The 14,092-nt window shown below is 26.8% G+C and carries 15 protein-coding genes; 12 read left to right on the top strand and 3 right to left on the bottom strand.

All coding sequences use genetic code 11. The features are described 5' to 3' along the window. Nucleotides 1-106 precede the first annotated feature (106 nt). The 6 genes from H8891_RS06960 (at nt 107) to H8891_RS06935 (ending at nt 6,706) form a co-directional block, all read left to right on the top strand. The gene (locus H8891_RS06960) at nt 107-802 is read left to right on the top strand and encodes a FadR/GntR family transcriptional regulator (protein ID WP_187005773.1); all 696 of its coding nucleotides are present in this window, start codon (nt 107-109) and stop codon (nt 800-802) included. A 319-nt stretch (nt 803-1,121) separates the two neighbouring features. Next, nucleotides 1,122-2,393: a nickel-dependent lactate racemase gene (gene larA, locus H8891_RS06955; protein ID WP_187005772.1), complete on the top strand. Its 1,272-nt coding sequence runs from the start codon at nt 1,122-1,124 to the stop codon at nt 2,391-2,393. Between the two features lie 13 nt (nt 2,394-2,406). After that, a complete protein-coding gene (locus tag H8891_RS06950) occupies nt 2,407-3,195 on the top strand; it encodes an electron transfer flavoprotein subunit beta/FixA family protein (RefSeq protein WP_187005771.1) in 789 nt (262 codons plus the stop codon). A gap of 12 nt (nt 3,196-3,207) precedes the next feature. After that, the gene (locus H8891_RS06945) at nt 3,208-4,425 is read left to right on the top strand and encodes an FAD-binding protein (protein WP_187005770.1); all 1,218 of its coding nucleotides are present in this window, start codon (nt 3,208-3,210) and stop codon (nt 4,423-4,425) included. An 18-nt stretch (nt 4,426-4,443) separates the two neighbouring features. Continuing rightward, the gene (locus H8891_RS06940) at nt 4,444-5,835 is read left to right on the top strand and encodes an FAD-binding oxidoreductase (RefSeq protein WP_330606205.1); all 1,392 of its coding nucleotides are present in this window, start codon (nt 4,444-4,446) and stop codon (nt 5,833-5,835) included. 163 nt (nt 5,836-5,998) lie between these two features. After that, nucleotides 5,999-6,706: a coiled-coil domain-containing protein gene (locus H8891_RS06935; protein ID WP_187005768.1), complete on the top strand. Its 708-nt coding sequence runs from the start codon at nt 5,999-6,001 to the stop codon at nt 6,704-6,706. Between the two features lie 84 nt (nt 6,707-6,790). Here the strand turns inward: H8891_RS06935 and H8891_RS06930 are convergent, their stop codons facing one another. Next, entirely contained in the window at nt 6,791-7,006 is a 216-nt protein-coding gene (locus H8891_RS06930) for a cold-shock protein (protein ID WP_187005767.1), read from the bottom strand. A gap of 128 nt (nt 7,007-7,134) precedes the next feature. Further along, a complete protein-coding gene (locus tag H8891_RS06925; protein ID WP_330604925.1) occupies nt 7,135-8,403 on the bottom strand; it encodes an amidohydrolase family protein in 1,269 nt (422 codons plus the stop codon). 306 nt (nt 8,404-8,709) lie between these two features. Here H8891_RS06925 and H8891_RS06920 point away from each other — a divergent pair, with 306 nt between their 5' ends. The 3 genes from H8891_RS06920 (at nt 8,710) to H8891_RS06910 (ending at nt 11,119) form a co-directional block, all read left to right on the top strand. Then, nucleotides 8,710-9,285, top strand: coding sequence for a GNAT family N-acetyltransferase (locus H8891_RS06920; protein WP_187005765.1), 576 nt, complete (start codon nt 8,710-8,712; stop codon nt 9,283-9,285). Nucleotides 9,286-9,372: 87 nt separating this feature from the next. Continuing rightward, nucleotides 9,373-10,677 (top strand): hypothetical protein, encoded by a 1,305-nt coding sequence (locus tag H8891_RS06915; protein WP_187005764.1) that lies wholly within the window; start codon nt 9,373-9,375, stop codon nt 10,675-10,677. A gap of 82 nt (nt 10,678-10,759) precedes the next feature. Further along, nucleotides 10,760-11,119, top strand: coding sequence for a Spx/MgsR family RNA polymerase-binding regulatory protein (locus H8891_RS06910; protein WP_147543866.1), 360 nt, complete (start codon nt 10,760-10,762; stop codon nt 11,117-11,119). A 95-nt stretch (nt 11,120-11,214) separates the two neighbouring features. Here H8891_RS06910 and H8891_RS06905 read toward each other — a convergent pair whose 3' ends face one another. Next, entirely contained in the window at nt 11,215-11,442 is a 228-nt protein-coding gene (locus H8891_RS06905; protein WP_147543867.1) for a hypothetical protein, read from the bottom strand. A 155-nt stretch (nt 11,443-11,597) separates the two neighbouring features. Here H8891_RS06905 and larE point away from each other — a divergent pair, with 155 nt between their 5' ends. The 3 genes from larE to H8891_RS06890 are packed head-to-tail and all read left to right on the top strand — an operon-like array spanning nt 11,598 to nt 14,030. Next, the gene (larE, locus tag H8891_RS06900) at nt 11,598-12,407 is read left to right on the top strand and encodes an ATP-dependent sacrificial sulfur transferase LarE (protein WP_187005991.1); all 810 of its coding nucleotides are present in this window, start codon (nt 11,598-11,600) and stop codon (nt 12,405-12,407) included. A gap of 8 nt (nt 12,408-12,415) precedes the next feature. After that, entirely contained in the window at nt 12,416-13,573 is a 1,158-nt protein-coding gene (locus tag H8891_RS06895; RefSeq protein WP_187005763.1) for a THUMP domain-containing class I SAM-dependent RNA methyltransferase, read from the top strand. A gap of 58 nt (nt 13,574-13,631) precedes the next feature. Then, nucleotides 13,632-14,030 carry a hypothetical protein gene (locus H8891_RS06890; RefSeq protein ID WP_147543869.1) on the top strand — a complete coding sequence of 133 codons (399 nt, stop codon included), beginning with the start codon at nt 13,632-13,634 and terminating at the stop codon, nt 14,028-14,030. Nucleotides 14,031-14,092: the final 62 nt, after the last annotated feature.

Below are 14,092 nucleotides of genomic sequence, written 5' to 3'. Positions count from 1 at the left end.
ACTATTTGAGGCAAATATAAATTGTTTTAAATAGTATTTTTTATTGCTTAACAATATTTATAGTATAATATACTAATAAATATTTAAATATAAAGGGGGAAAAACTTTGTTTAGTAATATAACTAATAAAAAAATATACCAACAAGTAATAAATCAAATACAAGATATGATATTATCAGGAAAATTAAAAAAAGGGGACAAGCTTATGTCAGAACGTGAATTGTCTGAAAAAATGGGAGTTAGTAGAACATCGATAAGAGAAGCTTTAAGAGTTTTAGAAACTATGGGAATAATAGAAAGTAGGCAAGGAGAAGGTAACTTTATTTGCAACAATATAGAATCATCTCTTATACAACCTATTTCGATGATGTTTATATTAAATAACGGAAGTTATGAGGAGATATTAGAGCTAAGAAATATGATAGAGCTTGAAGCTGTTAAATTAGCTGCTATAAGGGGAACAGAAGAAGAATTTGAAGAGTTGAAAATGATTTCGCAAAATTTAACAAATAATGACGAGAATTGTGATAAAGAAGACATTGATAAAAAGATTCACTACAAAATAGCTTGTATGAGCAAGAACTTTTTAATCAAAAGTTTATACAAAATATCACTAAATTTACTTGAGGATTTCATAGTGAACTCAAGACAAAAAATAGTAAATCACTATAATGAAGAAGAAATTTTAAATAATCAACATAAAAAAATTTGTGATGCAATAATAGCTAGAGAGCCTGAAAATGCTTATAAGTACATGAAAGAACATTTAGATTTAATAAAAATTACTATGGATAAAATATAGATTTCAAGAAAATTTGGAATCTATATTTTTTTATAAAAAATTTAAAAAATGTAAGCTAAAAATTGAAAGTAAATAAAAAATTAAATAATACTATATATTTTGTTAATACATAAACAATACTTGTAAATTATTATGAAGTTTACTATCATAAAAGTACAAACTGGTAAGACCATAATACCAATAAAATTTAAGTTAAAATGTATATATCAATTCATTAAAAACATTAAACTTTATAATTTAACAACCTTCAGGAAAACGATTTAAAAATATTAAAAGATAGTATACCTTGAAGATTTATATTTCAATAGGAGGGAAATAAATGAAGATAAAAGTACCTTACTCAAAGTCTGGTATGAATATAAATATACCAGATGAAAACATGCTAAAAGTTTTGCAGTCTAAAGCTCATGATTTTAAAACAACGCTTAGTCAAGATGAAATTGTAAAAAAAGCTTTAGAAAAACCAATAGGAAGTGATAAGTTAGAGGAACTAGTAAAAGGCAAAAAAAGTATGGTTATAATTACTAGTGACCATACAAGACCAGTACCAAGTAAAGTCACATTACCTATAATGTTAAAAAAAATAAGAAGTTCAAATCCTGATATAGATATAAAAATAATAATATCAACAGGGTGTCATAGACCAAGTACAAGAGAAGAACTTGTATATAAAATGGGAGAAAAGATAGTAGATAATGAACAAATAATAATGCATTTTGCAACAGATGAAAAATCTATGATTAAGGTAGGTACTCTTCCTTCAGGTGGAGACCTAATTGTAAATAAAGCTATAGTTGAAACAGACTTATTAATAGCTGAAGGATTTATAGAACCACATTTCTTTGCTGGATTTTCTGGAGGAAGAAAAAGTGTGCTTCCAGGAGTAGCATCAGTTAAAACAATAATGTATAACCACTGTTCTGAATTTATAGACAGTCCTTATGCTAGAACAGGTAACCTTGAAAATAATCCAATTCATAAAGATATGTTATATGCAGCGAAAAGTGTTAATTTAGCATTTATATTAAATGTAGTTATAGATAAAGATAAAAAAGTTATAGGGGCATTTGCAGGAGATGTAGAAAAGGCACATAAAAGTGGATGTGATTTTGTAACTAAACTATCTAAAGTAGATGCAGTAGATGCAGATATTGTAATTAGTACAAATGGAGGATATCCTTTAGATCAAAACATATACCAAACAGTAAAAGGAATGACCGCAGCAGAGGCTACATGCAAGGAAGGTGGAGTAATAATTATGATATCTGCTTGTAATGATGGCCATGGAGGTCAGTCTTTTTATGATAGTGTAGCAAATGCATCTTCACCTACAGAAATACTTGAAAAAGTAAGAAAAATTCCAAAAAATGAAACTATACCAGATCAATGGGAATTTCAAATACTAGCAAGAATCTTAGAAAAATTTACTGTAATCATGGTTACAGATTTATGTGATCCAAATATGATTAAAAGTATGTATATGAAACACGCAAGTAGCTTTGACGAAGCCCTTAAAATGGCTTTTGACATAAAAGGTAAAAATGCTAAAGTAGCTTTAATACCTGATGGGGTATCAGTAATAGTAAAGTAAAGGGGGAAATAATATGGAAATCTTAGTATGTATAAAACAAGTTCCAGGAACATCAGAAGTAGAAGTAGATGAGAAAACAGGAGTCTTAAAAAGAGATGGAGTAGATTCTAAAATGAATCCATATGATTTATATGCTTTAGAAACAGCTTTAAGAATCAAAAAAGAAAACGATGCCAAGGTTAAAGTTTTGAGTATGGGACCTCCTCAAGCAAAACAAGTAATTCATGAAGCTTTTATGATGGGTGCAGATAAAGGTGCTTTAGTAAGTGATAGAAAATTTGCTGGTGCTGATGTACTTGCAACTTCATATACAATTTCACAAGGTATTAAAAAATTTGGAGATACTGATTTAATAATTTGTGGTAAACAAACTACAGATGGAGATACAGCTCAAGTTGGACCAGAAATAGCAGAGTTTTTAAATATACCTCATGTTACTAATGTAACGAAATTAATAGAAACAAAAGAAAATAGTATAGTAGTAGAAGTAGATATGCCTAATACTAGTGAAATTTGTGAAGTCAAATTTCCTTGCTTAATAACTGTAGAAAAAGAAATTTTCCAACCAAGATTACCTTCTTTTAAATTAAAAATGAAAACTAAAGATAAAGAGATACCTATGATTAGTCTTAAAGATTTTGATGATAAAGATGAAAAACATTATGGACTTAATGGTTCTCCAACTCAAGTTTTAAAAATATTCCCACCAACATCAGACATAGAAAAAGAAGTATGGACAGGTGATGGTGATGAAATAGCATCTAAATTACTTAACAAAATAAAAGAGTTAAAGTTATTATAGGGGGGATTTAAAGTGGCAAAAATAGTTATAAATCAAGATAAAGTTAAAGATATTCAAAAAGTATTAGACATATGTCCTTTTGGGGCTATAGAATTAAATGATGGTAAATTAGAAATAGGTGCTGGATGCAAGATGTGTAAATTATGTGTAAGAACAGGACCTGAAGGTGTATTTGAATTTGTAGAAGATGAAGTTGTTAAAATAAATAAAGATGAATGGAAAGGTATAGCAGTATACGTTGACCATCATGAAGGAGATATACATCCAGTAACATTTGAGTTAATAGGAAAAGCAAAAGAAATGGCTAAAAAAATTAATCAACCAGTTTACTGTGTATTTGTTGGAAACAATATAAAAGATAAAACAGATATATTACTTTCTTATGGAGTAGATGAAGTATTTGTATATGACAATAAAAATTTAGAAGATTTTAGAATAGAGCCATATACTGCATGTGTAGAAGATTTTATAAATAAAGTTAAGCCAACTATATTATTATTTGGTGGAACTACACTTGGAAGAAGTTTAGCACCAAGACTTGCTGCTAGATTTAAAACAGGTCTAACAGCAGATTGTACAATACTTGATGTACAAGAAAATACTGATCTTGACCAAATAAGACCAGCTTTTGGTGGAAATATAATGGCTCACATACATACGCCAAATCATAGACCTCAATTTGCAACAGTTAGATACAAAATATTTACAGCTCCAGAAAAAGTTGAAAATCCAACTGGAAAAGTTACACTATGTGATATAGATGAAAATAAATTAAATTCTAAGATAGATGTTTTAAAGGTTAATAATAAAAATAAAGAAGTAGGAATAGAAGATGCAGAAGTTATAATAGTTGGAAGTAGAGCCATAAAGAAAAAAGAAGATATGGATATGCTTTATAAACTAGCAGACTTATTAGGAGGTCAAGTAGCAGGAACTAGACCTTTAGTAGAAGCAGGATGGATAGATGCTAAAAAGCAAATAGGATTAAGTGGTAGAACTGTAAAACCTAAACTTATAATAACTTGTGGAGTATCAGGTGCTATACAATTTACTGCTGGTATGAATGGTTCTAATTGCATAATATCTATTAATAAAGATGAAAAAGCTCCTATATTTGATACAGCTCATTATGCCATAGTAGGAGATATTTACGATGTAATACCTAAACTTATTGAAGATATAGAATTAGAACAATCAAATAATGATCAAGTTGCAGTTTCAGTAGAATAAGGATTGGGGGAAATCATGATGTATAAAAAAATAGATGAAAAAGATATTGAATTTTTAAGAAATTTATGTGGATATGAAAATGTTTTAGTTGGAGAAAATATAAATGAAGATTACTCTCATGATGAATTAGGGGGAGTTGAAAAGTATCCAGAAGTACTAGTAAATGTTCATAGTACAGAAGCGGTTTCTAAAATAATGAAATATGCATATGAAAACAACATACCTATAACTCCAAGAGGTCAAGGAACAGGATTAGTTGGAGCAGCAGTTGCAATTTATGGTGGTATAATGATTAACTTAAGTCAAATGAATAAAATTCTAGAACTAGATGAAGAAAACTTAACTTTAACAGTAGAACCAGGTGTGTTACTTATGACTATAGGTCAATATGTAACTGAAAAAGATTTATTCTATCCGCCAGATCCAGGAGAAAAAAGTGCTACAATAGGAGGTAATATAAATACTAATGCAGGTGGAATGAGAGCTGTTAAGTATGGAGTTACAAGAGATTATGTAAGAGGACTAGAAGTAGTACTTCCAAATGGAGAAGTTATAAATGTTGGTGGCAAAGTTGTTAAAAACAGTTCAGGATATAGTATAAAAGATTTAATAGTAGGTTCAGAAGGTACTTTAGGAATAGTAACTAAAGCTATATTAAAACTATTACCATTACCTAAAAAAGATATAAGTTTACTTGTACCATTTCCAGATTTAGTTACAGCTATAGAAACTGTTCCAAAAATTATAAAATCTAAGTCTATACCAACTGCCATAGAATTTATGGAAAGAGAGGTAATACTTGCTGCTGAAGAGTTCTTAGGAAAAAAATTCCCAGACAATACTTCAGATGCATATTTATTATTAAAATTTGATGGAAATAGTAAGGAAGACATTGAAAAAGAATATGATAAAGTAGCTAAACTTTGTTTAGAATGTGGAGCATATGATGTATTTATATCAGACACTCAAGAAAGAAATGAATCTATATGGTCAGCAAGAGGAGCATTTCTTGAAGCAATAAAAGCAACTACAACTGAAATGGATGAATGTGACGTTGTTGTTCCAAGAGATAAAGTTGCAGAATTTATAAGATTTACAAATGAACTTCAAGAAAAATTTAATATAAGAATAAAAAGCTTTGGCCATGCCGGAGATGGAAACCTTCACATATATATATTAAGAGATGATTTAGAAAAAAATGAATGGGATAAGAAATTAACAAAAACTTTTGAAAAAATGTATGAAAAATCTAGAGAACTTAATGGGCAAGTTTCTGGAGAACATGGTATAGGCTATGCTAAAAAAGAATATTTACATGAATCTCAAAGTCAAGCATATATGGATTTAATAAAAAATATAAAAATGGCATTTGACCATAAAAATATTTTAAATCCAGGTAAAATCTATTAATTAAATAAAAAATGTAAATAATGCCTCAAAATAATTTATATGAATTATTTTGAGGCATTATTTTTGATAAATTTTATTTTTTGTATATACAAAATCATAAAAATATAGTAGAATAATAAAACAATAAAAAAGTTAGATTTCTAATTAAAAACTGGAGGCAGTCATGAATAAAAAAATACTTATAATAACAACATTAATATCAACTATGATTTTAACAGGATGTTCAAGTAATGACATAAAGAAAAAAGAAAAGACAGAATCAGAAAAAGCAAGTATAAACACTGATGTGGGCAAAAAAATAAGAGAAAAATTTGATGAAATAGATACAGACTCATATGTAAGTTCATTAGTTGATTTTGCTCATGGTTTTTCTGATAAGGTAGATTCAGCAAAAAATACATTAAAAGATGCAAATAAAGCATTGGATTCAGCAAGTGGTTTAGGAGAATCTATAGGTTCAAAACTTAATAGTGCAAATAATAAAATAGATAATGCTGAAAATAGTGTAAACTCAGCAAAACAGAACGTTAATAACAAATTAAATAAAATAGAAAATAAAGCAAATGATGCTTATAAAAAAGGAAATGAAATAAAAGATACAGTTGATAAAGCTAGTGATAAATTAAAAGAAATAGATAAAAATTTAGAAAATAAAAAAGACAAAATAAATGATGGAAAGAACAAAATAGATAATGCAACAAATGATGCATTAAATAAAGGGCAAGAAGTAAAAAGTAAAGTAAATGAGGCTAAAGATAAAGTTTTAGAAGTTAAAGATAAAGTAACTAATAATAAAGATAAAATTAGTAATATAAAAAATGAAGCTTTAGACAAAGCTAAATTAGTTAAAGATATGTTAGGTGAAAACTAAAAATTAAATTATAGTTAACATAAAAATTTAGATTTTGCAAAAAGAGAGTATAAAATATAATTTTATACTCTCTTTTTAATTTTATTAAACTTGCATTTTATGAACATTTATAGCAGATGGACCTTTTGGTTCATCTATAACATCAAAACTAACTTCTTCACCTTCATGCAAATCTTTACAATGTCCATTTTCTTTTACATTAGAATGATGGACAAAAACATCATTTCCATCATTAGCAGATATAAATCCATATCCTCTATCATTGTCAAACCATTTAACTACACCAGTAAATTTAGACATATTAAAGCTCCTTTTTAATGAAAATTAGATAATTTAATAAGTTATCTAAAAATAGTATTTACTATAAAAAGTTTTTTAATAGTGGAAAATATATACCAAAAGAATATAACCTAAAAAATTTTTTAAAGTTAAAATGTAGGTTCATCTATTTTATTACCACGAACATATCTATGAAGGATATGTCTATCATCTCCAATATATATAAATCTTTCCAATCTTTCGATTAAGTTATAATTATCATGGTTTAATTCACTATCATCTATTATTAAAGCATCAAATTCGTAATCTTTTTCAAAACTTCCAACCTTACCAAAGAAACTTCCACCACCTTTAGTAGCTATGTAAAAAGCTTCTGAAAGGTTTAAAAAATCAAGTTCTTTATTAGAATTTACCCAGCAAATCTTAGAACACTGTATAGCATAAACTATCATTTTAAAAATAGATAAATCATGTCCTCCACTAACATCAGAACCAAGAGATAGAGGTATATTTTTATCTAAAAATTTTCTTATAGGCATAACACCACTACCTACATTTAAGTTTGATGTAGGACAGTGAACAGCCATTACATTATTATTTTTCATAAGATTTAATTCTTCATCACTAGAATAAACACAATGAGCCATTAGAGTTTTAGTTTGACCAAATAAATTAAATTTATCATAAGCATCACCATAAAATCTACAATCAGGTTGAAGATTTTTAACCCACTCAATTTCTCCAAGATTTTCAGATAAATGAGATTGAGTTTCTACGTTGTATTCAAGTGCAAGGTTTCCTAATTCTCTTAAAAGTTCACTATCACAGCTAGGGATAAATCTAGGTGTTATAATTGGTTTTACTAAAGAATCTTTACTAAAATTCATATTTAATATATCTTTAGTATCCTCAATAGATTTTTTAGTATTTTCTAAAAGTGAATCTGGACAATTAATATTCATATTAACTTTACCAACGAAAGCTCCAAGACCAGAGGCTTTAAAAATATCCATAAGTCTTATAGAAGCTTCTTTATGTACTGTTGCAAATACAGCAATCCTAGTAGTTCCTTTTTTCCAAACTTCTTTTACAAATCTTTTATACATTTTATCAGCATATTCTATATCAGCATATTTAGATTCTTCAGGAAAAGTATAGTCATTAAGCCAAGGAATTAACTCTTTATCCATAGCCATACCTAAATTTCTAAATTGAGGTGCATGACAGTGTAGATCGTTCATACCAGGGATTATTAACTTATCCTTATAATCTATAATTTCGTTATTTATATATTCTTTTGGAAGTTTATTAAAAACGTTTACAACTTTACCTCTATTAACTACTATAAATCCATTTTCTATTATTTCAAATTTATTTTTATTTTTCGTGAAAATTATATTCCCCTTATATATTTTCATCATAAAACCCTCCTAATTATGTTTAAAGTTATAAAAACTTACAATAGTCATTATAATATATGTACATTTTAATGTAAATGTATAAAAAAGTTCGGAATTGAGTATTTGCATTAAATTACATTTATTATATTAACCATTATAAAAGATAGGATATGAAGTTTATTTGAAGAATAGTATATATAAGCGATTTAATATAAATAGATATTTCAATATATGACAAAATTTAATTATGGGTGATTTGGGATTAGCCTTTGAGTGTGCAATAAATTTATAGTATAGTAGTTATAAGAGCAAGGAGGTAAAAATTTGAAAAATTTGTTTAAAAAACTTCCAACTTTACAGACAGATAGATTAATTTTAAGAAAGGTAGATATATACGATTTAAATACATTATTTATATGTTTATCTAATGAATATGTAAGCAAACATATGCTTGTCGATTTTGATAAAAATATTGATTCAACTCATAAATTTTTAAATTCAATTCTAGATGGATACAAAAATGATAAACCTACTCCATGGGCAGTAGCATTAAAAGAAAATAATGAGTTAATAGGAATTTGTGGATTTTCTAAATATGATGAAAAAAATAAAAAAGCAGAGGTGGGATATATACTAAATTTTGATTATTGGAATATGGGAATAACTACAGAAGCATTACAAAAAGTTATAGATTTTGGATTTAACAATATGAATTTAAAAAAAATTGAAGCTAGATGTGTATCAGGAAATTTAGCATCTGAAAAAGTAATGATTAAAAGTGGTATGAAGCTAGATGGAATACTTAGGAGTGATAAATTATATAAGGGAAATTTTATTGATTTAAAATTATATTCAATTTTAGAAAATGATAAACTTATTTATGAAAATGTAGAAGACTAAAAAGATTATCGTATTTATAAATGTTTTTTATTTGTCATATATGTTATAATATTAAGACAACTATGTTTAAATAAAGGTGGGCTAAAAATGAAGGTAGTAAGAGAAGCTATATCCTCACCGTACCTAGATTATGGTATTGATGAGGATATAGTTATTCATGAAGGAAATTTTTGCATTTACCTAGACAAGCTATATAAATGTAAGGGCCGGATCTACTATAAAATTAGTTCTCCCGTATGTATAAATTTTGAAGCTAAAATACTAGATTATAAAAGCAAAGATTTAGAACCTTTCAAAGATGAATTTTTAGAAGGAATTTTAGAAGTACATGGATATCAACCTATTCATGCAACTATAAATAGTATAAATAAAAATTATATAGATGGATATGTAAGTAGTGGTTTAATAAAATCCAAAAATAGATATGTAGATTATGTAGATTTTCATATTGTAAATTTTGATAAGAAACAAGGGAAATTAATAAAGTCTTTAGATAAGTTATTTGCTGGAAGAATAGAATTTGAAGTTAGTGGATATGAAATAACTATAGACAAACGATATGACTATAGAAAGGAATTATACGAAGAATTAAGGTTTAAAAATGGAAGTATAATAACTCATATTGGAAGAATAAAGAGAAAAGACAATAAGCCATTTAAATCAACATATATATTTAAATTATTAGATGAAATAACTGATGCACTTAGCTTTTTAGCTGGCAGATACGTAGGTATATGTTTAGTTAGAGGATATAAAGATGGAAAGAACAATTTTAGGTTATGGAAAGAATCTATAGTAACTCCATTTAAATATGTTCCAACTTGGGCTGATACAATAGCTAATCATCATAATATAGAAAAATATATAAATTTAATGTGTAGAAAATTACATGATTCTTACTATGGACCAGCACTTAAACATGTTATAGACTGGTATATAGAATCTCTAGATAATATTAGTATAGAAAACAATGTTGTTTCAATACAAATAGCACTTGAAACACTTTCTTATGTTGTAGTTGTTGAAAAATCAAAAGTTTTAAGTGACATAGAGTTTGAACAAAATACTGCATCAGATAATATAAGATTATTACTAAAAATATGTAATATATATAATGGAAAAGAAGAATTAAATGAATTTAATGACTATATTAAAAATAAATTTGATGATGGAATAGATATATTTACATATTTTAGGAATAAAATAGTTCATCCTACTAGAAAAACGAAAAGAGCTAACTTAACGGTTGAAGATATGTGGAATATACTTCAAATAGGAACAAGATATGTAGAACTAGCAGTATTGTACATAATTAACTATAAGGGTGAGTATTCAAATCGATTAAAAGAAAGATGGTATGGTGAAGTTGAGGTAGTGCCTTGGAATGAATAAAATTAGATTTATTTAAAAAATGTTTTAAACTTTCTAAATATGTGTAATAATATAAAAAAGACAGTAAAGGAAAGTGGTAAATATGCTAAAATTTTATGGATATTCTAGATGATCAACAGTTAGAAAGGCCAAGGCTTGGCTTAATGAAAATAATATAGACTTTGAGGAAATAGAAATTGTAAAAAATCCTCCAAGTAAAGAAGAATTAGAAACTATGTACAAAGCTGGTACATATGAACTAAAAAAATTCTTTAATACAAGTGGAGTAAAATATAGAGAGTTAGGTCTTAAAGATGTAGTTAAGACTGAAAGTGATGATAAGCTTTTAGAAATACTAGCAAGTGATGGAATGCTTATAAAAAGACCTATAGCATTTGATGGGAAAAATGTACTTATAGGATTTAAAGAAGAAGAATGGAAAGAAAAACTTTTAAATAAATAATTATAAAAAAGAACTCTATATTAGAGTTCTTTTTTATGTTTTATGAAAAATTATAATATGAATTACTTTATAAAATGTGTTGACAATAAGTATATTTAAGGTATATAAATTTTCGGTATGTATAAAGTAATGCCTTCTAAATTAGTAATAGCATCGTAAATAATTTTTGCATTATCTTCTAAACTATTATTAGAAAGTTCTAGATTTAAAATAATCGTAGATAAATTCTTAATTTCTAAAATATTAGTATCTTCTATAAACCCAATCTTAATGTTTTTATTACACCTAAGTAAATTTTCTAAATGTTTTAACTTAATAGTCATATTATCCCCCCTAATAAATTTATAATATAACATGATAGTAAAAAACTCAAATAAAAACAAATTATTACAATATCGACACATCTTCTAAAATATTTGATTAAAAAGTATATATTGTATATAATTAAAGGTACTATAAAATGGGAGAGTGTATGGGAATGAATACTTCAAACAAGCTAGAGGTATTAAAAGATAAACTTAAAGAACTTGAAAGTGTTATAATTGCATTTTCAGGAGGAGTAGATAGTACTTTTTTATTAAAAGTAGCACATGATACACTAGGAGATAAATGTATAGCTGTAACAATACATGCTATGATGCATTCAAATAGAGAAATAGAAGAAGCTAAGGCTTATACAAAGGCTTTGGGTGTTAAACATATAGTTTTAGAAATTGATAATTTTGATATTAAAGAGTTTATAGATAATGATGAAAAGAGATGCTATTACTGTAAAAAAGCCATTTTTACAAATATAAAAAATATAGCAAAAGAGAGTAATATAAATTACGTTTTAGATGGAACGAACTTAGATGATTTAGGAGACTATAGACCAGGACTTAAGGCTTTAGAAGAATTAGATATAAAAAGTCTTTTAAAGGATAGCTTATTAACTAAAGAAGATATAAGAATCCTATCAAAAGAATTAAATGTACCTACATTTAATAAGCCTGCATTTGCATGTTTAGCCACTAGAATACCTTATGGAGAAACTATAACAAATGATAAGCTTAGAATGATAGAAAAAAGCGAAGAATATTTACAAGATTTAGGTTTTAAACAGTTCAGGGTAAGAACACATAATGATCTAGCAAGAATAGAAGTTGAAGAAAATGAGATACATAAATTTTTTGATAAAGAGTTACTAAAAAATACACATAATAAGTTAAAAGAGATAGGATTTAAATATGTATCCTTAGACTTATTAGGCTATCGTATGGGTAGCATGAATGAAGGAATCAAGCATTAGGAGGAAGCATGAAAAATTATACATTAATAACACCGTGTTTTTTCGGCATAGAAAAAATACTTAAAAATGAGATAACAAATTTAGGATATGAAATAATAAAAACAGAAGATGGTAGAATAACATACAAAACTGATGAAAAAGGTATAGCTATGTCTAACATATGGTTAAGAACAGCTGAGAGAGTACTTTTAAAAGTTGCTGAGTTTGAAGCTAAGACTTTCAATGACTTATTTGAAAATACTAAAGCTATAAACTGGTCAAAATATATTCCATATGGTGGAGAATTTCCTGTATCTAAAGCATCATCAATAAAATCTAAACTTTTTTCTACACCAGATATACAAGCGATAGTTAAAAAGGCTGTAGTTGAAAGCTTAAAAATAAGTTATCAAGAAGATGGTATGCTGCCAGAAACTAAAGAAAAATATCCAATACAAGTATTTATTCACAAAGATATAGTAACATTAGCAATAGATACTAGTGGAATGGCTCTTCATAAAAGAGGTTATAGAGAAGTATCAACTAAAGCACCATTAAGAGAGACTATGGCATCAGCTATGGTACAATTAACACCATGGCAACCAGGTAGAATATTAGTAGACCCTATGTGTGGTTCTGGAACTATAGTTATAGAAGCTGCTATGCTTGGACTTAATATGGCACCAGGGTTAAATCGTGAGTTTATAGCTGAAAAGTGGACTACTATGGATAAAAAGATATGGTGGGATGTAAGAAAAGAAGCCTTTGATAAAATGAACACAGATACAGACTTTAAAATCTACGGTTATGATATAGACAAAGAAGCTGTAATGATAGCAAGAAAAAATGCAGAGCTTGCTGGAGTTGAAGATTATGTAGAGTTTAAGGTGTTTAATGCTAAAAACTTTGAAAGTGAAGAAAAGTTTGGATTTATAATAACTAACCCTCCTTATGGAGAAAGACTTGAAGATAAACAAACTGTTAAAAAGTTATATAAAGATTTAGGATATGCATTTAAAGAACTTAAAACTTGGTCTTATTATATGGTAACTTCATATGAAGACTTTGAAAATGCTTTTAATAAAAAAGCTACTAAGAAAAGAAAACTATATAATGGTAGATTAAAAACTTATATATACCAATATATAGGACCTAAGCCACCAAAATATATAAATAATAACAAATAATTACAAGCCCTCTGAAATATACATATAATGTATAAATAAATTTTAGGGGGAGATATATATGAGAATATCATCAAAAAAAAGTAAAAAGGTTCAACCTAGAAAAAGAGTTAATAAAACTAAAAACAAAAATAAAATAAAAGAAACTTCTAACGAAGAAGTTGTACCAAATGAAGATGTTATATTAAATGAAATTATAGATAAAGAAGATAAAGAGGTTGAAATTGTATTAAATGATTTAGTTCCTGAAAGAGAAAAAGAAAACTATGGAATGAAAAAAAATTCTAAAAATAAGACTAAAAAAGGTGGAATAAAATTGAATATGAATTTATTCCCAAAATCAAAAAAGTCCACTAATTCTTCTAAAAATCATAAAGATAATGATGTTATAAGAAGTGAGCAAATAGCAAATATTAAAGAAGAAGAAACTTTGGAAGAAATAAATAACTCTGAAGAATAAATTAAAATAAGGGCTTAGTTATACCTAAGCCCTTATTTTAAAAGCTTATTAAATTTAAGGAT

It is taken from the genome of Paeniclostridium hominis (genome assembly GCF_014306135.1).
GTDB classification, from domain to species: Bacteria; Bacillota; Clostridia; order Peptostreptococcales; family Peptostreptococcaceae; genus Paraclostridium; species Paraclostridium hominis.
The sequence above is the reverse complement of the archived record's forward strand: the minus strand, read 5'-3'. Positions and strand labels throughout refer to the sequence as shown.